At 69.0% G+C, this 25,626-nt stretch carries 26 protein-coding genes; 12 read left to right on the plus strand and 14 right to left on the minus strand.

The features are described 5' to 3' along the window. Window positions 1-21: 21 nt before the first annotated feature. The 4 genes from OH802_RS22620 (at window position 22) to OH802_RS22635 (ending at window position 3,854) form a co-directional block, all read left to right on the plus strand. Window positions 22-870: a GAF domain-containing protein gene (locus OH802_RS22620; protein ID WP_406022312.1), complete on the plus strand. Its 849-nt coding sequence runs from the start codon at window positions 22-24 to the stop codon at window positions 868-870. Between the two features lie 171 nt (window positions 871-1,041). Then, window positions 1,042-1,920, plus strand: a complete 879-nt coding sequence (locus tag OH802_RS22625) for a DUF1295 domain-containing protein (RefSeq protein ID WP_406022314.1) — start codon at window positions 1,042-1,044, stop codon at window positions 1,918-1,920. Then, entirely contained in the window at window positions 1,917-3,035 is a 1,119-nt protein-coding gene (locus OH802_RS22630) for an FAD-dependent oxidoreductase (protein WP_406022316.1), read from the plus strand. The genes OH802_RS22625 and OH802_RS22630 overlap by 4 nt, the downstream gene beginning before the upstream one ends. 108 nt (window positions 3,036-3,143) lie before the next feature. Then, complete coding sequence (locus OH802_RS22635) at window positions 3,144-3,854, plus strand: hypothetical protein (RefSeq protein WP_406022318.1); 711 nt, start codon at window positions 3,144-3,146, stop codon at window positions 3,852-3,854. On the opposite strand, the gene OH802_RS22640 is transcribed toward OH802_RS22635, so the two are convergent. The 8 genes from OH802_RS22640 to OH802_RS22675 form a co-directional block, all read right to left on the minus strand. Beyond that, window positions 3,851-5,992, minus strand: a complete 2,142-nt coding sequence (locus OH802_RS22640; RefSeq protein WP_406022319.1) for a hypothetical protein — start codon at window positions 5,990-5,992, stop codon at window positions 3,851-3,853. The genes OH802_RS22635 and OH802_RS22640 overlap by 4 nt on opposite strands. Window positions 5,993-6,065: 73 nt before the next feature. After that, window positions 6,066-6,491 carry an RICIN domain-containing protein gene (locus OH802_RS22645; RefSeq protein WP_406022321.1) on the minus strand — a complete coding sequence of 142 codons (426 nt, stop codon included), beginning with the start codon at window positions 6,489-6,491 and terminating at the stop codon, window positions 6,066-6,068. 100 nt (window positions 6,492-6,591) lie between these two features. Beyond that, window positions 6,592-7,443 (minus strand): class II fructose-bisphosphate aldolase, encoded by an 852-nt coding sequence (locus OH802_RS22650; RefSeq protein WP_406022323.1) that lies wholly within the window; start codon window positions 7,441-7,443, stop codon window positions 6,592-6,594. Between the two features lies 1 nt (window position 7,444). Further along, on the minus strand, window positions 7,445-8,353 hold the full coding sequence (locus OH802_RS22655) for a hexose kinase (RefSeq protein WP_406022325.1): 909 nt from the start codon (window positions 8,351-8,353) through the stop codon (window positions 7,445-7,447). Continuing rightward, on the minus strand, window positions 8,350-9,288 hold the full coding sequence (locus OH802_RS22660; RefSeq protein WP_406022327.1) for an ROK family protein: 939 nt from the start codon (window positions 9,286-9,288) through the stop codon (window positions 8,350-8,352). The genes OH802_RS22655 and OH802_RS22660 overlap by 4 nt, the downstream gene beginning before the upstream one ends. A gap of 4 nt (window positions 9,289-9,292) precedes the next feature. Next, on the minus strand, window positions 9,293-10,213 hold the full coding sequence (locus OH802_RS22665) for an SIS domain-containing protein (RefSeq protein WP_406022328.1): 921 nt from the start codon (window positions 10,211-10,213) through the stop codon (window positions 9,293-9,295). Between the two features lie 91 nt (window positions 10,214-10,304). Continuing rightward, window positions 10,305-11,087, minus strand: coding sequence for a DeoR/GlpR family DNA-binding transcription regulator (locus OH802_RS22670; RefSeq protein ID WP_406022330.1), 783 nt, complete (start codon window positions 11,085-11,087; stop codon window positions 10,305-10,307). Window positions 11,088-11,125: 38 nt separating this feature from the next. Next, window positions 11,126-14,989, minus strand: a complete 3,864-nt coding sequence (locus OH802_RS22675; protein WP_406022332.1) for an endo-alpha-N-acetylgalactosaminidase family protein — start codon at window positions 14,987-14,989, stop codon at window positions 11,126-11,128. 105 nt (window positions 14,990-15,094) lie between these two features. On the opposite strand from OH802_RS22675, the gene OH802_RS22680 reads away from it, so the two are divergent. Both OH802_RS22680 and ilvD read left to right on the plus strand, forming a co-directional pair. Then, window positions 15,095-16,861 carry a glycoside hydrolase family 35 protein gene (locus OH802_RS22680; RefSeq protein WP_406022334.1) on the plus strand — a complete coding sequence of 589 codons (1,767 nt, stop codon included), beginning with the start codon at window positions 15,095-15,097 and terminating at the stop codon, window positions 16,859-16,861. 26 nt (window positions 16,862-16,887) lie between these two features. After that, window positions 16,888-18,582, plus strand: coding sequence for a dihydroxy-acid dehydratase (ilvD, locus tag OH802_RS22685; RefSeq protein WP_406022336.1), 1,695 nt, complete (start codon window positions 16,888-16,890; stop codon window positions 18,580-18,582). Here ilvD and OH802_RS22690 read toward each other — a convergent pair. Beyond that, complete coding sequence (locus OH802_RS22690; RefSeq protein ID WP_406022338.1) at window positions 18,572-19,393, minus strand: helix-turn-helix domain-containing protein; 822 nt, start codon at window positions 19,391-19,393, stop codon at window positions 18,572-18,574. The genes ilvD and OH802_RS22690 overlap by 11 nt on opposite strands. 18 nt (window positions 19,394-19,411) lie before the next feature. Here OH802_RS22690 and OH802_RS22695 point away from each other — a divergent pair, with 18 nt between their 5' ends. After that, window positions 19,412-19,777: a DUF4345 domain-containing protein gene (locus OH802_RS22695; protein WP_406022340.1), complete on the plus strand. Its 366-nt coding sequence runs from the start codon at window positions 19,412-19,414 to the stop codon at window positions 19,775-19,777. A gap of 137 nt (window positions 19,778-19,914) precedes the next feature. Then, on the plus strand, window positions 19,915-20,352 hold the full coding sequence (locus OH802_RS22700; protein ID WP_406022342.1) for an NUDIX hydrolase: 438 nt from the start codon (window positions 19,915-19,917) through the stop codon (window positions 20,350-20,352). Between the two features lie 31 nt (window positions 20,353-20,383). On the opposite strand, the gene OH802_RS22705 is transcribed toward OH802_RS22700, so the two are convergent. Together OH802_RS22705 and OH802_RS22710 are read right to left on the minus strand one after the other, a co-directional pair. Then, the gene (locus OH802_RS22705) at window positions 20,384-20,854 is read right to left on the minus strand and encodes a GyrI-like domain-containing protein (protein WP_406022344.1); all 471 of its coding nucleotides are present in this window, start codon (window positions 20,852-20,854) and stop codon (window positions 20,384-20,386) included. An 88-nt stretch (window positions 20,855-20,942) separates the two neighbouring features. Then, on the minus strand, window positions 20,943-21,632 hold the full coding sequence (locus OH802_RS22710) for a TetR/AcrR family transcriptional regulator (RefSeq protein WP_406022346.1): 690 nt from the start codon (window positions 21,630-21,632) through the stop codon (window positions 20,943-20,945). A gap of 313 nt (window positions 21,633-21,945) precedes the next feature. Between OH802_RS22710 and OH802_RS22715 the strand changes: the two genes are divergently transcribed. The 3 genes from OH802_RS22715 to OH802_RS22725 are packed head-to-tail and all read left to right on the plus strand — an operon-like array spanning window position 21,946 to window position 23,638. After that, on the plus strand, window positions 21,946-22,689 hold the full coding sequence (locus OH802_RS22715) for a terminase gpP N-terminus-related DNA-binding protein (protein ID WP_406022348.1): 744 nt from the start codon (window positions 21,946-21,948) through the stop codon (window positions 22,687-22,689). Beyond that, window positions 22,686-23,159 (plus strand): NUDIX hydrolase, encoded by a 474-nt coding sequence (locus tag OH802_RS22720; protein ID WP_406022350.1) that lies wholly within the window; start codon window positions 22,686-22,688, stop codon window positions 23,157-23,159. The genes OH802_RS22715 and OH802_RS22720 overlap by 4 nt, the downstream gene beginning before the upstream one ends. A 5-nt stretch (window positions 23,160-23,164) precedes the next feature. After that, a complete protein-coding gene (locus tag OH802_RS22725) occupies window positions 23,165-23,638 on the plus strand; it encodes an NUDIX hydrolase (protein WP_406022352.1) in 474 nt (157 codons plus the stop codon). 25 nt (window positions 23,639-23,663) lie between these two features. Here the strand turns inward: OH802_RS22725 and OH802_RS22730 are convergent, their stop codons facing one another. Both OH802_RS22730 and OH802_RS22735 read right to left on the minus strand, forming a co-directional pair. Next, on the minus strand, window positions 23,664-24,041 hold the full coding sequence (locus OH802_RS22730; RefSeq protein ID WP_406022354.1) for a nitroreductase family deazaflavin-dependent oxidoreductase: 378 nt from the start codon (window positions 24,039-24,041) through the stop codon (window positions 23,664-23,666). A 1-nt stretch (window position 24,042) separates the two neighbouring features. Next, the gene (locus OH802_RS22735) at window positions 24,043-24,561 is read right to left on the minus strand and encodes a nitroreductase family deazaflavin-dependent oxidoreductase (protein WP_406022356.1); all 519 of its coding nucleotides are present in this window, start codon (window positions 24,559-24,561) and stop codon (window positions 24,043-24,045) included. Between the two features lie 16 nt (window positions 24,562-24,577). Between OH802_RS22735 and OH802_RS22740 the strand changes: the two genes are divergently transcribed. Continuing rightward, window positions 24,578-24,961 (plus strand): MmcQ/YjbR family DNA-binding protein, encoded by a 384-nt coding sequence (locus OH802_RS22740; protein WP_406022358.1) that lies wholly within the window; start codon window positions 24,578-24,580, stop codon window positions 24,959-24,961. 25 nt (window positions 24,962-24,986) lie between these two features. Here OH802_RS22740 and OH802_RS22745 read toward each other — a convergent pair whose 3' ends face one another. Then, window positions 24,987-25,532: a hypothetical protein gene (locus OH802_RS22745; protein WP_406022360.1), complete on the minus strand. Its 546-nt coding sequence runs from the start codon at window positions 25,530-25,532 to the stop codon at window positions 24,987-24,989. Between the last annotated feature and the right edge of the window lie 94 nt (window positions 25,533-25,626).

Genomic DNA, 25,626 nt, shown 5'->3' on the forward strand with positions numbered 1-25,626 from the left:
GCACAGGCGTATCCTGGACAGGTGGCCCGCTCCGGTCGATGGGATCTCAACCTGCTGCTGACGCGTGCGGCCGCGGAAGACATCCGCGCCGACTCGGCGGCCGCTCGCGCCGCCGAAGCCGAGCTGCGCGCTATGAGATGCGCCCCGGAGATGCACGACATCCACGTCTCGGCCGCCAGGGTCCACCGTAGTAACGAGGAGCTCCACCGGGCCACCGCCCGGCTCCACCGGTCGCTTGCCCGCCAAGTCACGACCCAGGCGGTGGGCGCCTCGGTCGTCACAGCCATCTCGGAGGCGACGGATGCACCCGATGTTGCACTGCTGCTCCTCACCAGCGACGGAGCAGCGGCGGGCTCTCAGGCCACCGACGGTCTCGGCGAGACGGCGCAGGACCTGGAGCTCGTGCACGGGGAGGGCCCGTCGCACTCGGCCTGGAACTCGCGGCGGCCGGTCCTGAACGAGGGCGACGAGATCGCGCATCACTGGCCCCACCTCGGACCGCCGCTGCGCAGTCTGGGGATCAGCACGGTCCTCGCCGTCCCCATCCGCGTCCCCCACGGGGTGCTCGGCGCACTCACGCTGTACAACCCCCCGGCCCAAGTTCGCTGCGGCAGCGCGTTGCAAGGGGCCGCCGATGCCTTCGCTCACCTCCTGGCCCGCACGGTCGACATCGGCCAGGCCCCGGACTCCCTCGATCTGGCCGACATCGACGGGGTGAGCCGGCTCCACCGAGCGGCCGGCGTCGTCGCCGTCGACTGCGACTGCAGCATCAACGATGCCCTAGCACTGATCCGCGCGCGTTCCTTCGTCGAGAACTGCGCCACCAGCGCCATCGTCGAGCGCGTCCTGAGCGGCGACCTTCGGCTCTGACCGAGCGACACCGCGTCGCGACGCAGGCGTCGAGGGCCCTAACGACCCGGGAGGTCGACCCGGGCTGAGCGCGACCGGCCCACCCTTGGTCCGCCGATCAATGCGAGCAGACGCGCGACCCCACCACTAGAACATGTTCCAATTCGTCGGAAGGTCCACTACCTTCGAGCGGTGAGCAAGAGAGAGTCTCTCGTCCGCGTCGCCGCGGCGTACGTCGTCGCCCTCGCTGTGGCTTCGGCTTGGCTGATCTGGGGACCCGACACGCGTGACCTGTGGCTCGACGCCCTGATCGCAGACGTCCTCGCGACGCTCGTCATCTTCGCTGCAAGCCGGTTGCACAAGAACTCCAGCTTCTACGATGCGTACTGGAGCGTCGTTCCTCCGCTTCTCCTTCTCTATTGGTGGGCCTCGGCCGGCGAGGACGTCCCCGACGTCCGCGTCATCCTCGTAGCGCTGGTGGTCCTCGGTTGGTCGATCCGGCTGACCGGCAACTGGGTGTACGCGTTCCCCGGGCTCCATCACGAGGACTGGCGCTACCCGCTGTTTCGCGAACGGGCCGGCAGATTCGAATTGATCGTGGACCTCGCCGCAATCCACCTCATCCCGACCTTCCAAGTGTTCTTGGGATCGTTGCCGATCTACGTCGCGGTCACCCTCACGGGTCAGGACGTCGGCTGGCTCGACATCGCCGCCTGCGCGCTAGGCCTTGGTGCCGTGGCTCTGGAGTTCGGCGCAGACCTTCAGATGCACCGGTTCACCCGCGACAGGCAACCGGGCCAGGTGATGGACCGCGGACTCTGGGGCTGGTCGCGGCACCCGAACTACTTCGGAGAGATCAGCTTCTGGTTCTCCCTCGCGCTGTTCGGCCTAGCCGCCTCACCCGACAACTGGTGGTGGCTGTTCGCCGGCACCGTCGCGATGACGGCGATGTTCCTGGGCGCGAGCATTCCGATGATGGAGAAGCGCAGTCTCGAGCGGCGGCCGGCGTACCAGGACGTCATCGACCGGGTGCCCCGCCTCGTGCCGAGACCACCCAAGGCGGCAGGATGAGACGCAAGCGGGTCATCATCGCGGGGCTCGGCGAGACGGGTGTCCTGACGGCGGTACGCCTCTCGAAGCACGCCGACGTCGTCGGGATCTCCACCAAGCCAGGGCTGATCAGCGGCCAGGAGCTCGGCGCTCGACTCAGCAGGCCGGCCGAGTGGGAGCGCGACTACCGGATCTCGTTCGACCGGTTCCGCGGACTTGATCGGGCCGATGCCATTCACGGCACTCTCGTCGGTCTCGACCTTGCACACAGGGCCGTCCATGTCGAGCGGCCGGACGGCACAACCCGCCCTGAGCCGTACGACCTGCTGGTGATCTCGACGGGGGTCACCAACGGGTTCTGGAGAATTCCGGGCTTCCAGACGGACGACCAGATCGATGCCGACCTGCAGCATGTCCACCAACAGCTGCAGAGAGCGGCCTCGGTGATCGTCATCGGCGGTGGCGCGGCGGCTGTCAGCAGTGCGGCCAACATCAGCGGCACGTGGCCCGACAAGCAGGTCGACCTCTACTACCCGGGCGAGCACCCCCTCCCCCAGCACCATCGAAGGACGTGGCAGAGCCTGGAGAAGCGTCTTGTCGAGAGAGGCGTCGGACTGCACCTGGGCCATCGCGCCGAGCTTCCGCCCGGCTTCGTCGGGGACGAGATCACCAGCGACGCGGTCACGTGGAGCACCGGCCAACCACCGGCGAAGGCCGACGCGGTCCTCTGGGCCATCGGCCGCGTGCACCCCAACACCGGCTGGCTTCCCGCGGAGATCCTCGACGACCGCGGGTTCGTCGTGGTGGATCCGAATCTCCAGGTCAAGGGGCAGAGCGGCGTGTTCGCGGTGGGCGATGTCGCGGCCACCGACGAGCTGAGATCCTCCGCAAGGAACCGCGCCGACCGACTCCTCGCTCGCAACATCAAGGCAGTTCTCAAAGGGAAGCCGCTCGGCAGCTACCAGCCACCCCGTCGCCGCTGGGGCTCGGTGATCGGCGTTCAGCGAGACGGGCTCCAGGTCTTCGCGCCCAACGGACGCCCGTTCCGCTTCCCCGCGTGGACGATCAACACCGTCCTGCAGCCTTGGATCGTGCGTTGGGGCATCTACAAGGGAGTACGCCGCGGCCGTGGCTGAGTCACAGCGGCGTCATGACGACCGACGTCGGCGTCACGTCTCGGATGCCCGCGTCTGCGGGCGCCATTGTGGTGTCCACGTGAGGGTGGGGAGCCCTACCATCGCCGCATGATCGAGTTCGTCAAGCTGATCGTCGACGTGGTCCTCAAGGCCGTTCCGGGCATCGTGAGCAGGAACGAACGCGACAAGGCGGCCTACCTCGGAGCGGACCTGTTCCTCATCTACGTACAGATCAATGACGTGCTCGTGCGTGCCGAGGAGATCGTGACCCAGATGGAGCGCTATGACCGGGCGTCGGACATCGAGCTCGCGACAGCCCGCGCCGCGCTGCTCGAGCTGGTGCCGCAGCAGATCTCCGACATCCGGGTGATCACCGAGCGTCTCCGGGAGCTGGACTGGGAGCTCAAGGTGCTCGGCGGCCAGTCCCACCTCGCCCTCGACTTCCTCCTGGGCATCAAGAGCTCTGCGTTGGACGTGCTCGCGCACGCGCTGACCCTCGACCAGCTTCCGCTGGGAACGACGAGCGTCGAGGTCGACGACGAAGGTGTCCGGTGGCCGGACATCCGGCCGACGTTCCGCGCCGGCCGGAAGGTGCTCGACGACCTCTACGACGAGCTCGGCCGGGAGAACCCCACCCGGGACGACGAAGTACGCCGCATCCGGGCCTATCTCCAGCACCGGCAGCCGCGGGAGGAGATGCGGGCGATCCGCGAGAACCTGGAGACGCTGCGTGAGGCGATCGCGGCCAACTTCACCATCCAGGACATCCTGATCCGGGCCGGCGACCCACGCCTCGGCCGCAGGCGCCGGCTTCGCTAGCGGCCCGGGAGGTCGACCCGGATGAACTTCGGCCGATACAGGAGCGGGTTGCGCAGGACCGCGCCGAGGTCGGTGCTGTTGCGGCTGTAGGAGACGATCACCGAGCCGGGCTGCTCGAGGATGTCGGGATGGGCCAGCGGCATGTAGCGGAGCTCGCCGCGTGCCACTCCGGAGGGAAGGGTGCCGACCGGCGGTTGCGCCCGGAACGGACCGGTCGGCGACGACGAGGTCCAGAAGACCAGGTCGTCGCCCAGGAACTCGTCGCTCTTGCTGAACGCATACCAGCGCCCGTCGCGCTCGAAGACGCTCAGCGTCTGGGAGACGCCGTCGGTGGCGGGGATCAGCTCGCTCGAGGAGCCGGCCCGCTTGTTCCAGCCGGTGCCGTCCCAGTAGGTCCATTGGTCGGGGTCGGCGACATGGTCGGGCGCGACGCGGGCGACGCGCAGGGCGAAGCCGGTGCCGAGCGGTGGGTCGGGCTCGCGGGCGGTGCCGTAGAGGTAGAGCCACTTCCCCGACACCGCCGCCGCGGCGCCCCACATCGGCCGGCGCGTGTCGGTGTCGTCGGCACCGATGTCGGTCACCGCGATCAACTGCGGGACTCCCCCGTCCGGGACCACGAACTGGGCGATGGCCGGTCCGAGTGCCTCGAAGCCGAACGCGTCGTCGGAGTCGGTCGTACGCACCCGCTGCGCGGCCACCACGACGAGGGCATATCCCGGTTTGTCGAGCGTGGTCACCGACATCGGCCAGTAGCCCACGCCGTCGTCCCGATCGGGGATGATGGCGCCGCCGGACTCCGGGAGGACGACCTGCAGGCAGTCGGGCTCGACGAGCAGCATCGAGTTGCGTACGAAACCGGCGCCCGAGAACTTCGCATCCCGCAGGGTGTCACCGAACATCCAGATGCTCCGCCCATCACTCAGATGGGCGCTCACCCCCACGTCGCCGCCTTGGAGCGCCGGCTCGGCGCGGAGCCTGGTGATCCGGTTGAGGTCGTCGACGTCCTCGACGGGTCCCGCCGGGATGCACTGGGTCGTCGAGGCGAGGCTGGCCAGCGGGCGCGGTACGGCCTCGCTGTGCAGTGCGGAGGTCAGCGCGGTCGCGAGGATCGTCAGGCAGGTGGCCGAGGCGAGGACCAGGCCGAGGTTTCGCCGCCAGGACCGCACCGATGCGAGCGCGCCCGGGCGTTCGACGTCGACCCGGACCAGCCACCGGATCGCCACCAGCACGGCCAGACCGAGCAGCGCCGAACCGGCGATGGTCACCACCGGTTGAGCGATCCCGGTGCCACCGTCCCCGGAAGCCGCCCACAACAGCGACTCGCCGGCCCCGGTGATCGTCCATCCGGAGCCGATCGCCCACGCATCCGCGAGCAGCAGTCGGTCCCCGGCGAGGAGTAAAGGCACCGGCCCGGCGACGATCACCGTCGCCGCGAGCAGCAGCCCCGGCAACCCGCCGATGATCTCGCAGGCGAAGGTCAACGCGCCCGCGGCGAGCACCGTGGCAGCGAGGACCGACGCCACCAGCATCCGCTCCCCCGCCGGTGCCGGCCCCGCGAGCAGCCAGCCGAAGACGCCCGCTCCCGCCGCCAGCGCGGCGAGGGCGGTCAGCCGCGCCAGGAGCCGAGGCAGCGTACGCGCGAAAGGCCCCCACACGAGCGAGACGACGCACACCAGCAGGAAGCCGGCCAGCGCGGTCGCGAAGGTGACCCAGGACAGCGGCCGTCCCTCGAGCCGATCAGGCGGCGCAGCGAGCACGACCGTACGTCCGCGGGTCTTCTCGATCCGCTCCACCTCGGTCTGGACCGCGCGAGCGAGCGCCGGCCGGTGTGCCGTGGCCAGGCGTAGCTGGTCCTGGGTGCCGGACAGGTCGATGTCGAGCTCGGCGACGACGTCACCGCGCTCCAGCAGCTCGGCCGCCTCGGCCCGGTTGTCGACCGCTCCGGCCGAGAACGGACGCCCCGGGACCGCGTTCACCTGCTTCACCAGCGGAACCGTGACGACATCGGGACCCACCAGGACCACCGGAGCCTCGTGCAGCTCTCCGGAGTCGGCTCGGAGCCCGGTGACGATCCAGCCCAGGGCGATCAGCACGAAGACGGCGCAGAGCACCACCTCACGACGACTCCCTGGTCGCACTGCTCACCACCGTCCTCCGTCACCGCAGCGCGCGGTTCATGAGGCCATGTAAGAGCAGTGCGACCGGGTGGGTCTAGTTCGGGGTGGCGCGCCAGCGTTGCGACGCGGCCGCGGTGTCGGTCTGCTGCACGACCAGCCCGTTGGCGCCGGCCGCCAGGCTGAGACCGCTGTGCCTCGCCGAGAACTTCAGCGACGCGCCGTCGGCCGCGATCACCCACCGTTGGTTGGGCGTGCCCGTGCAGGTGTACTCCACGACCGGGTCGCCGCTCGTCTTCGAGCTGTAGGCGACGTCGGCGCACAGACCGGTGCCGGCGTTCTTCAGCTGATAGCTGCCGTCATCCTCGTTCCACGGCGGCGTTGCCGGGCAGCGTGACCGCCGCGATCTCCTTGGCCGGGTCGGTGCGCAGTGTCTTGGTGAACAGGCGGTAGGAGACCGTCGGGTGGGCCGGGCCGTCCGGGTGACCGGGCTGAGCGCGATCAGGGCAGCGGCCAGAGCCACTCCCGGGACCAACAAGCGTCGGATTGGGTGATTGAACATGATCGCCTCACGCCCTAAAGAGTCAGAATCAATCGCAAGTTGGAGGCGACTGTAACGCAGGTCACACTGCGCGGTCCACCCTCGGTCCGCCGATCAGCGCGAGCAGACGGGCGGCCTCGCCGGCCACCGCATCGCGGCCGGCGCCGAGGTACTTTCGAGGGTCGACCTTGCCCTCGTCCGCGATCGCCGCGCGGACGGCGCGGGTGAAGGTCGCGTTGAGGTGGGTGGCGATGTTGACCTTGGTCATCCCGGCGGCGATGGCCGCGACGATGCCCTCGTCCGGGACCCCTGACGATCCGTGCAGCACGAGCGGCACGTCGACGGCAGCGGCGAGCCGGGTGATGAGCTCGTTGTCGAGGCTGGCCGTACGCGTCGTCATCGCGTGCGAGGAGCCGACCGCGACCGCGAGAGCGTCGACACCGGTCGCCTCGACATACTCCGCGGCCTCGGCCGGCTGGGTGCGGACGCCGGGTGCGTGCACTCCGTCCTTGCCGCCCACCTCACCGAGCTCGGACTCGACCGAGGCGCCGCGCTCGTGGCACCAGGCCGCGACCTTGGCGGTGGCGGCCACGTTCGAGTCGTAGTCGAGCTTCGAGGCGTCGAACATCACCGAAGGACATCCCAGCTCGACGGCCTCCTCGACGAGCTCGACCCGGGTCGCATGGTCGAGATGTACGCAGACCGGCACCGTGGCGCGCTCCGCGATCGCGATGCTCGCCTGCAGCAACGGAGCCACCGCGCCGCGGTAGTCGACGGTGTTCTCGGAGATCTGCAGCACCACCGGACGGCCGGCCTGTTCGGCGCCGGCGACGATCGCCTCGGCCAGCTCGAGCTGGATGACGTTCATCGCGCCCAGGCCGCGGCCGGTGCCGCGGGCGTTGTCGAGCAGCAGCGACATCGGTACCAGGGGCATGTCAGTCTTCCTCGTGGTCGATTCGGCTGACCCTGACGTCGGCCAGGAACGATGCGTACGCGTCGGGGTCGATCTCGCCGGCGACCGGCGTGACCACCGCGGCGGCGCCGAGCGCGGCGGCGTCGCGAAGGATCTCCGGCCACGGCCTGCCGTTGGCGATCCCGCGGGCGAGCCCGGCGGCGGCCGCGTCCCCGGCACCGGTCGGGTTGCCGGTGACCCCGGCGGGCGGGCGCACCTCCCAGCAGCTGCCGTCGGCGTACGCGACCAGCCCGTGGTGGCCGCGGGTCAGCACGACCGGGCCACCGTGGCGGGCGGCGAGCTCCGCGACCGCAGCGGCGGGGTCGGCGAGGGCGTGCCCGAGCAGGCGCGCAGCCTCGTCCTCGTTGGGGGTCAAGACGGCACCGGTGCCGACCGCGGCAGCCAGCGCGGCGTCGTCGAGATCGAGAAGCACCGGGACGCCGGCGGCGGCCGCGAGCTGTGCGATCCGTGCCGGGAGGTCGGTGGGCACTCCGGGCGCCAGGCTGCCGGAGACGACGATGGCCGTCGCTTCTGCGATCAGATCGGCGAGGAGGTCGAGCAGTCGCTGGTCGGCTCCGGGGGCCGCCTGCCTGCCCGGTTCCCACAGCGAGGTCGTCGACTCGGCGACGACGACCAGCGTGCGGCGTACCTCCTCCAGCTCGGGCAGGAAGGTCGCCGGCAGCTCCCGGGCGAGGACTTCGGCGAAGTCGTGGTCGGCGAGGCCGACGGCATGGGTCGGCTCGCCGAGCTGGTGCAGTACCCGGGCGACGTTCACGCCCTTTCCACCGAGCCGGCTGGTGACCTCGGCGACCCGGTGGACCTCTCCGACAGTCAGCCGAGGCAGCCGGTAGGTCACGTCGATCGCCGGGTTGAGCGTGACGGCGAGGATCATCTGCTCGTCCCCGTAGACGCCAGGGCGAGGCGGGCGGCGCCGACTAGGCCGGCTCGGCCGCCGAGGGCGGAGAGGCGTACGGGCGGGACCGCGGTCACGCCGGCGCGCTCGCGCATCCGGACCCGTAGCGGTTCGAGCAGGTATCCCCTGGCCTCGGCGACGCCTCCGCCCAGGATGATCTCGCCTGGCGCGAGCAGCGCACCCACCGCGAGGAAACCGTCGGCGAGGACGGTGATCGCCTCGGACCAGACCCGGGCGGCGCGCGGATCGTGCTCGACCCGCGCGACGAGCTCGGCGACGCCGGCGACCCCGGATCCGCCCAGCGACGCGTATCGCCGCAGCATGCTCCGAGCGCCCGCGCGCGTCTCCACGCAGCCGTGGAGCCCGCAGGTGCACAGCGGCCCGGCCGGGTCCACCACCAGATGGCCGAGCTCACCGGCCTGACCCGAGACGCCGACGATCGGCCTGCCATCGACGTACGTCACCGCAGCGACGCCCGTCCCGAGCACCGCAACGAGCGCGGAGGCCGGCGAGCCGGCGTCGGCCCAGATCGCGCCCGCGGCCGCGGCCGTGTCGTGCGACACCGACACCGGAAGACCCAGCCGCTCGGCCAGCGGGGCGGCGACCGGCGTGTCGACGAGACCGAGGTTGACCGCCTTGAGGGAGATCCCGGACTCGGTGTCGACGAGTCCGGGGAAGGCGACCCCGACCCCGGCGACCTGCGACCTCGCCGCGGGGCTCAGACCGGCGAGCAGCTGCTCGCCCAACTGCGCGATGTCGTCGAGCACGGCGGGGCCGGTGCGGGTGGCCACCCTCGACTCCGCCAACGACACGTCGCCGGCGCCGACCACGGCTCCGCGCACGGAGGTGCCGCCGACGTCGAACGCGAGGGCGAGAGCTCGCTCCGCGGCTGGTTGCGTAGGAGACTCGCTCATCGATTCACTCGGAAGGAGCAGCAGCCGGGCTCAGGATGATCGAGCGCGTGAGGTTGCGCGGCGCGTCAGGATCGAGACCGGCCCGACGGGCCCGCTCCACGCAGAGCAGATGCACGCGCACCAGCTCGGCGAGCGGGTCGACCTCGTGGTGCACCAGGTCGGCGCCGGTGACAGCGACGTCCTCGGCGAAGCCCGGCACCAGGTCACCGAAGACCCACACGACCCGGCCGGGGGCGCTGATCGAGAGCGGGCCGTGGCGGTACTCCATCATCGGGTAGGACTCGGTCCACAGCTGCGCGGACTCCCGGAGCTTGAGGGCCGCCTCCTGCGCGACTCCGTTGGTCCAGCCGCGGCCGACGAAGGTGAGCTGCTCGGCGGTCAGCGCCGGACCGTACGCACTCTCGCCGGCGTCGATGATCTGCTGGGCCTGCTCGGCAGCCCGGCTCAGGTCCTCGCCGAGGTGCCAGCGCAGCATGGCGAGCGTGGTGGTCGCGAAGCGGGTCTGGACCACCGACTTCTCGTCGACCTCGGGCATGAGGATCGGCTCGGCGACCTCGAGGGCCGGAGTCCCGGGCGAGGACGAGATCACCGTCGCCGGGATCCTGCCCTGGATCGCGGCAAGCAGGTCGACGACCTCGGTCGTGGTTCCGGACCGGGTGATCGCCAGCAGCCGGTCGTAGTCCCGGTCGAGCCGGGCCTCGGTCGGCGTCCAGGCGTCGGTGATGCCGTGACCCTGATCCTCGCGCAGCACGGCGTACGCCTGCGCCATGTAGAGCGAGGTCCCGCAGCCGATGACCGCGACCTTCTCTCCCGCCTTCGGCAGGGCATCGGCCGATCGCTCGGCGGTGCTCCTGGCTGCCAGCCAGTTGGCGGGCTGCGTCGCGATCTCGGCTGCGAGATGCGTCGTCGGTGCAGATGCGGTCATGGTGTTGGGTCACCCTCCGATGTGTTGCCGGCTGGACCCGAATCATCCAACGCGTTGCGCGTTTCTGTCAATAAATCACCACAAATGATCATTATCGCTCAGTCGTGACGATGATCTCCGTCCCGCCATCGGTCAGTGCCTTCGCGAGCGACTCCGGCACCGGTTTGTCGGTGACGAGCATGGAGACGCTGGAGAGGTCGCGGATGCGCGCGAAGGTCGGATGCTCGAGCTTGGTGCTGTCGGCCACGACGATGGTGCGCTGCGCCGCCGCGATGAAGTCGGCGCTGATCTTGGCCTCGGCCGGGTGGATCGTGGTGAGTCCGGCCCGCGTGCTGATGCCGTCGACGCCGAGGATCGCGGTGTCGATGTGGATCTTCGACAGCACCCCCTCGCTCAGCGGGCCGACCAGCTCGTAGGACTGGGTACGCGCGGCTCCGCCGGTCACCACGATGTTGACGTTGGGCCGGATCGAGAGCTCGTAGGCGATGTTGAGCGCGTTGGTGACGACGGTGATGCTGTCGTCCTCGGCCAGGTCTGGGTGGCGCCCGATCGCGCGGGCCACCTCACTGGTGGTCGTGCCGCCGTTGAGCGCGACCGTCTCACCAGGCACGAGCAGGTCGGCGACCGCGGTCGCGATCGCCCGCTTCGCGTCGGCCTGGCGACCGATCTTGTACTGCAACGGCAGCTCGTACGCCGAGCCGAGCGCGGTCGCACCGCCATGTGTCCGGGTGACCAGCCGCTGGTCGGCGAGGTGCCCGATGTCGCGGCGGGCGGTCGCCGCCGAGACGCCGAGCGCGCTCTCGACCTCCGCGATCGACACGTGCCCGTGCTCGCTGATCAGCTCGAGCAGCTGGTTGAGTCGCTGTTGCCTCATGGGGCCCCTTCCTGGGTCCCGGACAGCCTACGCAGATCTCAGCCCCCGCAGTGGAAGGTCGCGTCGGCCCAGTCGGCGTGGTCGTTGCCGTTCCCGTCGCTGGCGTCGCCGGCCACCAGATCGACATAGTCGGCACCGGTGACATCGGCGGTGATCGGAACGGTGGCGCTGGCCGGCCCCAGGGTGCCGGTCTCGGTGACCGTCGTCCCGTCCGCGACGACGGAGAACCTCACCGAGCCGCGCGAGGTCTGTACGTCGTCCACCCCGACGTCGGCCGTGAAGCTGGTGCAGTTGCCGGCCAGGTAGTAGCGCACCTTCGATACCGCGTGCGTGCCGAGCCCCTTGGCGTAGACCTTGCCGGCGAGAGTGATCGGCCCACCGTCGCCGGCACCGTTCTCCCCCACGCTGGTGTCGCGCTCGACCGGTCCCCAGCCGTTGGTGGCCGAGATCCAGCCGAGATCGCTGGCGTAGGTGTCCGCGGTCGGCGGAGGCGGCGCGGTCTGCACCGTGGCCGAGCGGGTCACCGTGCGCGTCTCGCCGCCGAAGTCGTACGTCGCAGAGCCGGTGAGCTGGTAGCTCGACTCGGCCGCGTCCGCCGGCGGCGTGACCTTCCAGGTCACCGAGTGGCTCGCCCCGGGAGCGAGCGAGTCGAAGGCCGCCGGCGTGGTTGCCTCCGCCGTCCAGCCCTCCGGCACGTCGAGACCGACCTTCCCGGCGCCGGTCTCCGACGCCTCGTCGCTGGTCAGCGTGGTGGTGACCTCGCCGGCCGCGCCCGGCAGCAGCTTCTCCTCGCCGGCATCGACGGCGAGGGTCGCGCAGGCCGGCAGGTCGCCGGCCGCACCGAGGTCCTCGACGGTGAAGTCGTCGATGCTGATGTCGCCGTTCGCACCGTTGTCGTCGGCGGTCCGCAGACCGACCCAGTAGTCGCCGCAGCCGCCGGCCACGAACTCCTCGCTGAACCGAGCCGCCTCGACCTGCTTGCCGATCGGGCGAGCACCGACCTCGACCGTGCGCGGGTCACCGCTCGCGACCGAGTCGTAGCCGGTGACCCACTCGTAGTCGTCGGCACGCTCGGTCTGGTGGTCGAAGGAGACGCGGTAGCGGTGACCGGGCTCGAAACGTACGGTCTGCGGGACCGTGCGGTAGACGAGGCCGCCGTTCTCGGCATGCGACTTGAGCGACCAGTCGCCGCTGATCACATCGTCGGTGACCTTGCCGTTCCAGCCGCTCTGCGTGTACGGCTCGTGCCGCTCGGCGAGATGAGTGCGCGGGTCGGTGACGCCGCCCGACGTGCCCTTGACGAACGGTGACCAGCCCTGGACGACCTCCTCGAAGTCCTCCTTCACGATGACCTTCGCGCCGGGCGCGGCCGGCAGGTCGCGCTTGACCGCGACGACGCGTACGTCATCGAGGCGGACGCGGCCGGCCCCCGCCTCCGCGGAGATCTTGACGGTCGCCGTGCCGTCACGGCCGGCGTCGAAGGGGACCTCCACACGCTGGAAGTAGGTGCTGTGCAGCTCGTCGGCGGCGACCAGGTTCTTCGCGGTCGTTCGCTCGACACGGTTGGTGTAGGTCTTCCCGCCGGAGGTGACGCTGACCGAGGTGGCGCGGCTGTGGCCTGGCTCGACCTCCACCCAGACGCCCAGAGCGTTGCGCCCGCTGCGCAGGCCCTGGAGGCGCTGGCTGATCGTGGCGCGCTCACCGGCGCCCAGGACGGCGACCTGCTGACCGGTCGCGGTCCGCCCGGTCGTGGCCGGGCCGCTCGGGTGCCAGGCGTCGAGGTCGCCGGCGTTGAATCCGGGGTCGGCGATGTGGCTGCCCTGGCCCCACTGCGGGTCGGGCGAGCCGTCGGGAGACTTCGTCAGGACGTACGCCGTGCCGGCCTTCGCCTCGAGGGTGACTTTGCCGCTACGAACCGGGACGCTGCCGGCCGAGACCCGGCCCTGCTCGGTGAGCTCGTAGACGTTGAGCCGTCCGCTCTGGCTCCACGCGTCGGTCAGGTCCCAGGTGGTCCGCCCGCCGTCGGCGTTGTAGTGGTAGAGCTTCGCGACATCCTGCTGTGACCTGGCCTTCCACGGCAGGAGGTAGGCGTCGCCGTCGAGCACGAGGTCACCGTCCTGGTAGATCTTCCGGGTCGCGTCGGTCTGGCCGGTGTTGACGACGCGTACGCCGCCGTCCTGGACGATCTCGTCGCGGCCCCAACGCAGGATCGGGTTCTTCTGCAGGTACTTGGTCGGCAGGTTCGTCTGCCAGATGTTGTCGTAGAAGGCGTCGACGTCGTTCTCGCCGGTCCACCCCTCGAACTCGACGATCTCGGTGTGCCCGAGCAGCTTGTCCGGGTTCCAGGTGTCCTTCTGCCCGTTGCGTACGAACCGGATCATCTGGCTGTTCAGGCCCTTGTTGGTGGCGCCGCCGTAGGACTCGTCGTTGGCCCAGTGGGACCAGAGCGCGTCCTCCTCGAAGTGGTAGGACCACTCGGTGCCGATGTTCCAGCCCTGCCCGCGCAGGTCCTGGGCGAGCCGCTCCTGGAGCCAGCCGTAGGAGTAGTAGACGTCGATGTAGAGGAAGTCGAGGTTCGGGTGCGTCTCGCGGCGCAGCTGGGCGAAGCGGTCGACGATGTTCTTGGTCGCGAGGTCGGTGCGCTGGTCGATGTAGTAGGACTGGTCGATCCAGTCCCAGCCGGGGCTGCCCTCGTCGACGAGCGTCTCGTCGAAGGTCTTGGCCTCGGGGTAGGCCTCGGTCGCGTTGACGTGGACGCCGAAGTCGGCACCCCACTTCTCGCCCGCGCGGACCAGGGTGTTGAGGTCGTCGAGCCCGCCGGCACGGGTGTTGTAGTTGCCGCCGTAGTCGGGGTGCGCGGAGTCGTGGCCCTCGGAGCCGTACCCCTTCAGCACCGCCAGCTGACCCAGCCCGTCGGTGGCCAGCGAGACCCGCTTGACGTCGTCGAGCGTACGCAGGAACGGGTGGGTCGCCTGGCTGGCGAAGTTGAACGGGATGTGGGTGACCACCCGCTCGGGTGTCTCCTCCGCGCCGTTCATCGGCCGCTGGATGTCGCGCAGGGCGATCGCGCCGTCCTGCCAGTCGACTGCCTGGTCACCGTTGGCGTCCGGGGTGATGGTGACCTTCGCCCACGGGAGCTCCTCGGTGTAGGGCGAGCCGGTCGCCCGATAGGTCCACTGGCCGCTCCACAGCCCGATCCGGCGGCCGCTGTCGGTGGCGCTCACGCTGCGCCAGACCCGGCCACGCTCCCGGGTCGCGTCGCCGCTGCTCTGGTCGTAGACCGAGTTGGTCTCTATCGCTGCAGCGAGCTGGTCGGTGTCGACGATGGCGTACGCCGATCCGACCGGCTTCTCGGTCGTGGCCAGGTCCGCGGTGACCTCGGTATGGGTGTCGCCGTTGGTCGTGCGGTCCGCGCTCACGACGGCGGTGTTCACGGTCGCACCGGCCTGGTCCGAGCTGACCGAGAGGAGGTCGTGTCCGGGGATGTCGAGTGTGCCGACCCGGTGCTCGGCGGTGTCGGTCACCTTGGTGACCGCGAAGGTGACGACGTCGCCGGCCACCTCGAGCTTCGCGTCGAGCTCGACGCCGGGCAGGTCGGCGAAGGTCAGCCGGTAGGTCGCGGTGTCGGGGTCGACCTGGGTGCCGGTCACGGTCGCTGTGTGCGCGGTGCCGTTGATCCGTACGGCGGTCGGCGTTGTCGTGGCGCCGCTGATCTCGCCGCCGGCGGTGTGCCGGTAGCCGAGCACGGCCGGGAAGTCCTCGGCCACCTGGACGCTGAGGACGGGCGAGGTCAGCGTGAAGCCGCCGCCCGCGGGGGCGGCATGGCTTTCGGGCGCGATGGCGACCACGCCGGCGAAGGCCGTCACGGACGCGAGGAGGGCTGTGGGGAAACGCTTCGGCATCGTGACTCCCGAGGGTGGGGGTGGGCCTGACGAGGTCCGACCATCATGCAGAGTTTTGCGCGGATTGGCTAGGTTGTGCTCAAAAGTTGTCATAGCCTCGGGCGGGTGACCCCTACCTTGACCTGGCGCGACGGCGAGTTCCTGAAGCACGGTGTCCCCCACCGGATCCTGTCCGGCTCCATCCACTACTTCCGCATCCACCCGGACCTGTGGGAGGACCGGCTGCGCCGGGTCGCCGCCACCGGGTTCAACACGATCGACACCTACGTCGCCTGGAACTTCCACGAGCAGGACGAGGGTTCCCCGGACTTCACCGGGCCACGCGACCTGGCCCGCTTCGTCACGATCGCCGGCGACCTCGGGCTCGACGTGATCGTGCGCCCCGGCCCCTACATCTGCGCCGAGTGGACCAACGGCGGGCTGCCGTCGTGGCTCACCGCACGCACCCGGGCACCGCGCAGCAGCGATCCGGTCTACCAGGACGCGGTCTCACGCTGGTTCGACACCCTGCTCCCCCACCTCGTCCCGCTCCAGGCCGCTCACGGCGGACCGGTCGTGGCCGTGCAGGTGGAGAACGAGTACGGCTCCTACGGCGACGACGCCGCCCACCTCACCTGGCTCCGGCAGGGGCTCCTCGACCGCGGCATCACCGAGCTCCTCTACACCGCCGACGGCCCGACCGAGGTCATGCTCGACGCCGGCATGGTCGAGGGCACGCTCGCCACGGCGACCTTCGGAAGTCGCGCCGAGGAGGCCCACGCGATGCTGCAGTCACGACGGCCCGGCGAGCCCTTCCTCTGCGCCGAGTTCTGGAACGGCTGGTTCGACCATTGGGGCGAGAACCACCACGTACGCTCCCCCGAGAGCGCTGCCTCGACGCTGCGCGAGATCGTCGACCTCGGCGGCTCGGTCAGCGTCTACATGGCGCACGGCGGCACCAACTTCGGGCTCTGGGCGGGCGCCAACCACGACGGCCGCCGCATCCAGCCCACGGTCACCAGCTACGACTCCGACGCCCCGGTCGGCGAGGACGGCCGGGTCTCGGAGAAGTTCAGCCTCTACCGCGACATCCTGGCGCCCGCCACCGGGCGCACGGTCGACGCGCTGCCCGCGCTGCCGCCGACTGGTCCGCGTCACGCGTTCTCGTCTGGGCCGGTCTCGCGCGGCACCGACCTGCTGTCACTGGTGACCCGTGGGCGGGCGACGCGCGCGGCGGGGCCGCTCAGCTTCGAGGAGCTCGGCGTCGACGCGGGCCTGGTGACGTACCGCGCCTCGGTCACGCTCCCCAGCCACGACGTCCATCTCACCGTGCGTGGGCTGCACGACAGGGCGTACGTCTTCCTGGACGGACGCCCCCTCGGCCTGCTCGAGCGCGACGACGCCGAGGCCGCGGTGCTGACGCTTCCCGGTCTCGGCAAGGTCGCCGAGCTGACCCTGGTCGTCGAGGCGCTCGGCCGCGTCAACTACGGCCCGCTGCTCGGCGAGCACAAAGGGATCCTCGGCGGCGTCCAGGTCGACCGACGCCTCGTCCACGGCTGGGCCCACCACCCCGCACCCCTCGACCGCTGGGACGGTAACGACCTCGATGGCGTCGCCAATGCCGTCATCGAGGTCTACGGCCCCGCCGACGGCTGGCTCGCCATCCCCGGTGACGGAGACCGGTTTGTCTGGCTCAATGGCACCCTGCTCGGCCGCTTGTGGAGCCGCGGGCCCCAACGCCGCCTCTACGCCCCCGCTCCCCTCTGGCGCACCGGCACCAACCAGATCTCCACCCTCGACCTCACCCACCCCGCGACGTACGTCGAGGTCCATCCTGACCCGGACTTCGGACCGACCGAGGAGTACATCGAGTCCCTGCCGACCGGCGTCTAGGTCACCACACGGTTAGCCTCGTACATGTGAACCCACTCAGCCCCGACACACCTGACATCAAGCCCAGGTCGCGCGCCGTCACCGATGGCCTGGAAGCCACCGCTGCCCGAGGCATGTTGCGGGCCGTCGGCCTTGGAGACGACGACTTCGCAAAGCCGCAGATCGGCGTCGCATCGTCGTGGAACGAGATCACCCCCTGCAACCTGTCCCTCGACCGGCTCGCCAAGGCAGTGAAGAACGGCGTTCACGCGGCCGCCGGCTATCCGCTGGAGTTCGGAACCATCTCCGTCTCCGACGGGATCTCGATGGGCCACGAGGGCATGCACTTCTCGCTGGTGTCGCGCGAGATCATCGCCGACTCGGTCGAGACCGTGATGAGCGCCGAGCGGCTCGACGGCTCCGTGCTGCTGGCGGGCTGCGACAAGTCGTTGCCCGGCATGTTGATGGCGGCTGCTCGGCTGGATCTCGCATCGGTCTTCCTCTATGCCGGCTCGACCATGCCCGGGCAGGTCGACGGCCGCGACGTCACGATCATCGACGCCTTCGAGGCGGTCGGGGCATGTATCGCGGGGAAGATGAGTCGCGATGAGGTCACCCGCATCGAGAAGGCGATCTGTCCTGGCGAGGGCGCCTGCGGGGGTATGTATACGGCCAACACGATGGCTGCCGTCGCTGAGGCACTTGGCATGTCGTTGCCAGGCTCGGCCGCGCCGCCCGCGGTCGACCGACGCCGCGACGGCTTCGCCCACCGTTCGGGCGAAGCGGTGGTCGGGCTGCTGCGCAGGGGCATCACCGCGCGTCAGATCATGACCAAGGAGGCCTTCGAGAACGCCATCGCGGTCGTGATGGCCCTCGGCGGTTCCACAAACGCCGTGCTGCACCTGTTGGCGATCGCCAACGAGGCTGAGGTCGACCTGGATCTTGACGACTTCACCCGGATCGGAGAAAAGGTCCCCCACCTCGCCGACCTCAAGCCTTACGGCAAGTACGTCATGAACGACGTCGACAAGATCGGCGGGATCCCGGTCGTGATGAAGGCGCTCCTGGACGCGGGGCTGCTCCACGGCGACTGTCTCACGGTGACCGGAAAGACCATGGCGGAGAACCTCGCCGAGCTGAGCCCGCCCGCCCTCGATGACGACGTGATCCACTCCTTCGAGCGGCCGATCCACCGCACCGGTGGTCTCACCATCCTGAAGGGCTCGCTCGCCCCTGAGGGCGCTGTCGTCAAGACAGCCGGCTTCGACGACACCGTCTTCCGCGGCACCGCCCGAGTCTTCGACGGGGAGCGGGCCGCGATGGACGCCCTTGAAGCGGGTCTCATCGTCGCGGGCGACGTCGTGGTCATTCGGAACGAGGGCCCGAAGGGCGGCCCGGGCATGCGGGAGATGCTTGCCATCACGGGAGCCATCAAGGGCGCTGGTCTCGGGAAGGATGTCCTGCTGATCACCGACGGCCGGTTCTCAGGAGGAACCACGGGTCTTTGCGTCGGCCACATCGCCCCAGAAGCCGTCGACGCCGGCCCGATCGCCTTCGTCCGCGACGGCGACCCCATCGTCCTCGACGTCGTCAACCGCACCCTCGAGGTCGGCGTGGAACCGGAGGAACTGGAGCGGCGGAAGGTCGGCTGGGAGCCACTTCCCTCGAAGTATCAGCGCGGAGTGCTCGGCAAGTACCGGCGTACGGTGCAGTCGGCCGCGGTCGGCGCCGTCACGAGCTAGTCAGGGTTTCGTCGACCGCGCGATGCTCCATGACCACGATGCGGAGCTGGTTGGAGAGCAACTGCGTGGCGGTGAGTCCGAACATCGCCCGGAAGGTGTCGCTGAAATGGCTCGGTGAGGCGAAACCCGCGTCGCTGGCGGCCGTCGAGAGATCCGCGCCCTGGCTGACGGCCGCTGCGGCGTACCGCATCCTGGCCCAGAGGCGGTAGCGGCGAAAGGTCGTGCCCGAGTGGGCCGAGAACAGATGCAGGAAGCGCGACTGGGACAGGTTGACCGCGGCGGCCATCTCCGCCGCGCTCCCCCGCTCACCGGGCCGGTCGCGAAGGAGCTGCATGGCGACGCGGATCCGCTCGTCGGTCGGGGTCGTCTCACCGGCATCGAGCAGACGTCGTCGCAGCATCTCCGGGTCCGTGACGGGCCCCTGCCTCCAGTCGGCGATCAGCGCCGCCTCGTCGCGATGGTCGTACGCGATCGTGCCCCTCCGGTCGGTCATCGCCCCCAACAGATGCGCCGTCCCCGATGCGCCAGGATCGACGTAGAAGAACAGCATCGTCTGCTCCTCCCCCACGACGATCTGATGGGACGTACGCGCGGGGATCAGCGCGCTCCGCACCCGCCGCGGCTCCCCCGGACCTGACCGCAGCAGGAAGGGAGCGTCCAGGCCCAGCGCGAAGCAGGTGACCGACCCGGAATGAGTGCCCAGCCGCAGCGACGGTCCTCGGTACGCCGCATGTCCCGACCAGAGCCAGACCGTCGGCCGTGCGTCGTCGCAGCACGAATCCGGAAGCGGCTCGGTCGCCATGCGCGTCATGATCCCACGGTGAACACCGTGGCCAGCCTGACCATCGCCGTCATCGGCGTCTTCTTCCTCGCGATGGGGACGTACGCCCTGATCACCCCGGCCGCGCTCGGCGCCCCGTTCCACCTCTCGGCGAAGACGCCCGAGTCCCGCTCGGAGATCCGCGCGGTCTACGGCGGCTTCGGCATCGCCATGGCCGCCGTGCTCGGCGCCGCTGCTCTCGACATCGGCGACATCCGGACCGGTGCCGTGACCACCGTCGGCCTCGCCCTGATCGGGATGGCAGGCGGCCGACTCATCTCGCGCCTGCTCGATACCCCCGTACGTTTCTATCCCATCTGGTTCTACTTCGGAGTCGAACTTGTGGCCGGCACGGCCCTGCTTGTGTGCGTTTGACCTCGGCAAATTCGGCTATGCTCGGCGCCGTGGGATCTCGGCCGACATTAGACACGTCTGTACAACCGCCACGTCCTCGCGCCCCCAGGCACTTGGGCCAACGAGTCGACTGGCACAACGATCCCTCGGCCCCCGAGGTGAACAGCATCCGACCCAGCGCCGGCGCCTTCGTGCTCGACGACCCGGGCAGGATCCTGCTGATCCGCCGCAACGACACCGGCAACTGGACGATGCCCGGCGGGGCGATGGAGCCCGGTGAGTCGCTGACCGCGGCCGCGGTCCGCGAGACGCTCGAGGAGACCGGCATCACCATCGAGGTGACCGGCCTGGTCGGGATCTGGACCGACCCGCGCCACCGCATCGAGAACACCACCAACGGCGAGGTACGCCAGGAGTGCTCCATCATCTACGCCGGCCGCTACCTCGCCGGCGAGCCCACTCCGTCGGCTGAGAACACCCACGCCGAATGGGTGAATCCCACGATCGTCCCCAGCCTTCAGATGGACCGGAGCCAGCGCGTGCGGATCGACTGGGCGCTCAACCGCAACTTCCCGCACCTCGATCCCAACCCCTGATCACAGCCATCGCCGTCTCGGCCTCCCGAGGTCACGCCCCGGCAGGTTCGAGCGGCCAGTGCACCACCGTGGTGATCTCATCGGGTGGGGAGTCGGGGCCGGTGAGGTACTCCTCCCACATGATCGCGGACGCATCGACGTGGCGCTCCTTCGCCTCGGCGCCTTCCTTCAACGCCTCATAGGCCATGCCCAGCTGGTTGTAGGGACCGATGTGCGTCGTGCTGGCGACATCGACGTCAGGGAGCCGGAGCGACTCGACGCCGTCACCGGGCGCGATGGGCCCGCCCACGACGAATCCCGAGGACACGTGGAAGCTGTCATCGGACATCTCGTAGCAGGACACGGCCGCCCCCTCGATCGGGACACCGATGGCAGCCAGATGCTCAGCAACCGTCCCGAAGGCCTGTCCCTGCATCTCGGCCATCTCGTCCGGCCGGCCCTCGAAGGCATGCACGGCCAGGAACCGACCGTTCTCGTGCTCGATCGTGACGTCGTACTTCATGCGACCTCCTCGGTTTCCTCCACGCTAAGAAGCCCGCCACCGGCACAGCAGGGTCAACCGACTCTCCCTGCCTGGTCGAAAGACCTTGCTACGCCAAACGCTTCTCGACAGACGCCACCGCGCGGGCAATCCTCTCCTCGGGCACGCCGCACATCCGCAGGCAGGTCGCCGCGATCGCCTGAGTCTGGCCACGGGTGACCTCCTCACCGCGGGACCGGATCCGGATCACCACCTCGACCGCCTGGACCAACAGCCCACCCAGCTGGTCCACGCCCACCGTGGCCGCGACGGGGCCGCTGACGACGCCGGCACCCAGCCGACCGTACGCCGCGGTCAGCTCCTGAAATGCCGGCTGGAACTCCTCGAAGACCTCGCTGCTCCTGACATCGGGCATCCGGTAGAGCCTGCCGATGTTGTGCGGCACCGTCGCGAGGGTGTCCGCGTCGATCAGCGCGAGCAGGTAGAGCGCCGCCTCCGGGACGTCGGCCGGGCACTCCAGCTCGATCGTCTCGACCTTCTCGAGGCTCGGCCGCACCGAGAGCTCGAGGAGCTCGGCGAGGATCCCTGGCTTGCCTTCGAAGTGGTAGTAGAGCGACGCCTGCCGGATGCCGACCTTCTCCGCGATGTCCCGCGTCGAGGTCGCCGCGAACCCACGGTTGACGAAGAGCTCGGCGGCCGCCTGGAGGATCTCATCCCGCGGAGCGAGCGCGCTTGCCGCACGCGCGATCACACGTGGCCGCCCTGGTCGGGTGGCGCCTCCAAGCGTGTACGTGCTCATCGGGTTCCTTCGCAGGAGTCGTCTCGGACTGGAAGTCCCCAGCGCTCCGGCGCCGATTGAGACCCGGCGCGCCGGGGACTTGAACCACCATGACCGCGGAGGCAGGGACGTTTGCACCTCCCGCTCGAGACCTAACTGGACGTTTGCGACACAAAAAGTGCGCGCCTGATCACCGGCAGCAAGCGACGCTCAGTAGCCGACGAAATGGCGGCTGCACGCTCGGCTGTGCCCTAGTAAGAGGTTGGCGAAGAGCGGGCGAAACACCTTCCTACGTCCACCAAAACGTCCCCGAAAGGTCCCTATGCTGAGCGGTGTGAACGATTCCTTGCGGAATGCGCTAGCCCATCGGGGGTGGTCTTCCGCCGACCTTGCTCAGAAGATCGAGCTCGACGAGAAGACTGTCGAGCGCTGGATCACCAAGGACCGGCGACCGCATCGTCGCAATCAGCGGCTTGCCGCTGACGCACTCGAACTCTCGATCGACCAACTGTGGCCCGATGACGCTCGTCACGACGTCGCGGCGGCTGGCGCTCACGCCGAGATCGTCGGGGTCTACCCGAACCGGGCCGGCGTCCCTCAGTGGAAGTGGATCAGCCTCCTCAAGGAGGCCCAGGCGAACGTCGACGTTCTCGTGTTCGCAGGAACCTTCCTCAACCAGACCAACCCGCGCTTCCCCGCGATGCTGGCTGAGCGAGCCGAAGCCGGCGCACAAGTGCGTCTGTGCTTCGGCTCTCCATCCGGGAGCGCAGTAGCTCTCCGTGGCGAAGAGGAAGGCATCGGCAGCGCACTCGGCGCGAAGGTCCAGGCATCGCTGACCTACTTCAGTGGCCTGCGCGATGTGCCGGGATGCGAGATTCGGCTGCACAACACCGCTTTGTACGCCTCGATATTCCGGTACGACTCGCAAGCGATGATCAACACTCACCTGTGGGGCAGCCCGGCCTCAGCCAATCCGCTGCTACATGTCCGGGACACGGGTGAGGATTCGATGTTCAGGAAGTACGTCGAGAGCTTCGACGCTGTCTGGGACGGCGCGAAGCCGTGGATGGCCGAGTGAACACGCGCATCGAGCACTGGAACAACCCTGACGCTCCAGCTGCCAACTCCCTTGTGCCGGCGTCGAATCTTCTGGTCATCAACAACGCTGGCGAGATTCTGATGCAACGGCGCCGTGACACTGGACAGTGGGCATTGCCCGGGGGCATGCAAGAGCTCGGCGAGACGCCGAGCCAATGCGCCGTGCGCGAGTGCGCTGAGGAAACTGGGATCTTGGCCGAGATCACCGGGCTCCTAGGTGTCTACAGCGACCCCAACCACCTGATCGAGTACCTCTCGGATGGCGAGGTACGACAGGAGTACGAGGTGACCTATCTCGGCAGGCCGATCTCAGGAGCCCCCACGACCAACGAAGAGGCGTCCGCAGTGCACTGGATAGAGCCGACGGCACTCGACGACTACGACGTTCACCCCACGATGCGCCGCCAGCTCAACGACTACCTCACCGGGCGCTACCCAGTAGCGGACTGAGCGATATGCCCCGGATCGACTGGCACGACGACCCCGCTGCCCCACCAGTCAACAGCCTGGTGCCAGCAGCCGCCGCTTTCGTCGAACGCGACGGCGAGATCCTGCTCATTCAACGCAGCGACAACGGCAAGTGGTCCATGCCCGGCGGCACCTTGGAGTTCGGCGAGAGCCTGACCACCTGCGTCGTCCGCGAAACTCTGGAAGAGACCGGCATCCACATTCAGTGCACCGGCCTGGTCGGCGTCTTCACCGACCCACTCCACCGCGTCGAGTACGACAACGGCGAAGTCCGTCAACAGTTCGCCATCGTCTACCGCGCGACCTATCTCGCCGGTGAACTCACCCGGAGCTCCGAAAGCCCTCGGGTCGAATGGGTCCCGCGTGCAAGGGCCTCCGCCCTCGACATGGATCCCAGCCAGCAGGTCAGGATCGCCTGGGCCATCCAGCATCCCAGCGCTGTTCGTATCGACCCAGCCTGATCGACATCGAACGACGACAGGATGATCAGGCCGTACGCAGCAGCCTGAACTCGTGCTTCTGCAGCACCTGCAACACCAGTTTTGCTGGATACCCGAAAGCGTCTCGGCCCTCCTCGGACGGATAGGGCTCGATCGCAGAGACCTGGTGCCACTTCCCGTCCACGAACACCTCGCAGCCTCCGGCCGCGACGATGTTGCGATACCAGTTGACGTCCTCGCCGTACGTCAGCTCCGCGATGAATCCTTCCGGCACCCGCGCGACGACGATCGGCGTCTCGTACGTCTTCCCCGACTTCCGCCCCACGTGACGCACGAGCGAGAACGGGCCGTGTCCAGTACGAGCCACCCGTGTCGTCACCTTGTTGAGCGTGTTCTTGATCAACCACAGCCACTTGCGACGCATCTCAGTCTCCTACGAGTCTCAGGTTCACCATCGGCAGTCCCTCGACCTCGTGACCGACCGCCGTCTCGATCGCACCGCGCAGGCGCCGCCAGGCCTTCGCGTGTGCCGTCTGATAGCGACCCAGCACCGCAGCGGACTCCTGCTCCGAGAGTAACGTCGCCTGCGCCGCGACGCTCGTACGCTTCCCGATGCTGACGCGACATGCAGGCTCGGCCAGGAGGTTTCGATACCACTGCGCCCCGGTGCCGAAGCCGCTCACCACCACGATCTCGTCCACGCTCGGCCGCTCGACGACCTCGAGACAGACATACCGCGCGACCCCCGATCGACGTCCGATGTGTTCGAGCATCAACATCCGGGACCCGAGAAGCCACCCGGCCCGGTGTCGATAGAGCCAGATCGGCGCACGTACGACAGCGCGGGTCCGCAACAGCCGGGACACGACCGAGTCGACCATGGACGTCACCGACCTGACCTTACCCACCGGCTTGGTCGAACCGGCCCGATCGAGCAGCGCCACGAACTACGCTCCAAACATGGCAACGCTCCAAGACGTGGCTCGGATCATCGGCGAACTGCCCGAGGTCGCCGAGGGCGAGCGTTACGGAAACCCGACCTGGTCCGTACGCGGCAAGGGCTTCGCCTGGCTGCGCCCGTTCAGCAAGGCCGACCTCAAGCGCTTCGGCGACCAGACCCCGCCCGATCCTCCGATCATCGCGGTCAACACCGCCGACCTGCACGAGAAGGAAGGCGTCCTCGCCGCCGGCATCGACGGGGTCTTCACGATCCCGCATTTCAACAACTACCCCGCCGTGCTCATCGAGCTCAGCGTCATCGCCCCAGGAGACCTACGCGACCTGCTGGTCGACGCCTGGCTCGCCGCCGCCCCAACTGAGTTGGTCGAGGCGTACGACGGCTGAAGCACTAATTCGAACGGCATCGAAGCTAGTTGCCGCCGATCACTTCTGACCTCATCGCTTCCAGCAGAGCCGATTGCGAATCGTCGAGCTCCACCAATCTCGCGGTCATTTCGGCGTCCAGCGAGTCACCTGCGGTGACCACCTCCGCGAGTAGCGTCGGGTCATCGGGATCGATACCCGAGAAGAGCTCGAGAGTTGTACGTTGCGCACGAAGGCGCCCCGCCGTCGCGTGCACGCGTCCGGCGGCCGTAACGAAGCGCTGATGAAGGTGCTTGACGCGATCGGACACGTATAGCTCCCATAGCTCGGGCCTGGGCTGCGGCCAGTTCTCGTAGTCGATTTCCTCGGCGCCTCCGTGCCGACTTTGCTCCGCCTGCAATCGGGAGGCCAGAGACGCGGCTCGAACCCACTGCAGGGTGGCCTCGTACGTCCCGCGCCTAGCTTCGTGCGCCGCCTGGAACTTGAGTTCCTGCAACTTCCGGCGGTACGACCACCGAGCTCCTAGCCAAGCGGTGACCGACCCCGCTATGAGCCCCAGCAACGACGTCAGCAGTACTTCAGGGAGATTCATCGACTCACTCCTATCGAGACCGCCGCGCGTGGTCGGAGCAGGATGTGTGCTTCAAGCAGCTCGTTCGCGGCGCCGAATCCTTGCTCCGCCGCGA

The sequence above is a fragment of the Nocardioides sp. NBC_00850 genome (assembly GCF_045207335.1).
GTDB lineage: Bacteria > Actinomycetota > Actinomycetes > Propionibacteriales > Nocardioidaceae > Nocardioides.

Coding starts and splice junctions, on each gene's coding strand:
- OH802_RS22630 (WP_406022316.1), top strand. CDS start 1,917: ATGAGACGCAAGCGGGTCATCATCGCGGGGCTCGGCGAGACGGGTGTC.
- OH802_RS22635 (WP_406022318.1), top strand. CDS start 3,144: ATGATCGAGTTCGTCAAGCTGATCGTCGACGTGGTCCTCAAGGCCGTT.
- OH802_RS22650 (WP_406022323.1), bottom strand. CDS start 7,443: ATGCCCCTGGTACCGATGTCGCTGCTGCTCGACAACGCCCGCGGCACC.
- OH802_RS22655 (WP_406022325.1), bottom strand. CDS start 8,353: ATGATCCTCGCCGTCACGCTCAACCCGGCGATCGACGTGACCTACCGG.
- OH802_RS22660 (WP_406022327.1), bottom strand. CDS start 9,288: ATGAGCGAGTCTCCTACGCAACCAGCCGCGGAGCGAGCTCTCGCCCTC.
- OH802_RS22665 (WP_406022328.1), bottom strand. CDS start 10,213: ATGACCGCATCTGCACCGACGACGCATCTCGCAGCCGAGATCGCGACG.
- OH802_RS22670 (WP_406022330.1), bottom strand. CDS start 11,087: ATGAGGCAACAGCGACTCAACCAGCTGCTCGAGCTGATCAGCGAGCAC.
- OH802_RS22675 (WP_406022332.1), bottom strand. CDS start 14,989: ATGCCGAAGCGTTTCCCCACAGCCCTCCTCGCGTCCGTGACGGCCTTC.
- OH802_RS22690 (WP_406022338.1), bottom strand. CDS start 19,393: ATGACGCGCATGGCGACCGAGCCGCTTCCGGATTCGTGCTGCGACGAC.
- OH802_RS22705 (WP_406022344.1), bottom strand. CDS start 20,854: ATGAAGTACGACGTCACGATCGAGCACGAGAACGGTCGGTTCCTGGCC.
- OH802_RS22710 (WP_406022346.1), bottom strand. CDS start 21,632: ATGAGCACGTACACGCTTGGAGGCGCCACCCGACCAGGGCGGCCACGT.
- OH802_RS22725 (WP_406022352.1), top strand. CDS start 23,165: ATGCCCCGGATCGACTGGCACGACGACCCCGCTGCCCCACCAGTCAAC.
- OH802_RS22730 (WP_406022354.1), bottom strand. CDS start 24,041: ATGCGTCGCAAGTGGCTGTGGTTGATCAAGAACACGCTCAACAAGGTG.
- OH802_RS22740 (WP_406022358.1), top strand. CDS start 24,578: ATGGCAACGCTCCAAGACGTGGCTCGGATCATCGGCGAACTGCCCGAG.
- OH802_RS22745 (WP_406022360.1), bottom strand. CDS start 25,532: ATGAATCTCCCTGAAGTACTGCTGACGTCGTTGCTGGGGCTCATAGCG.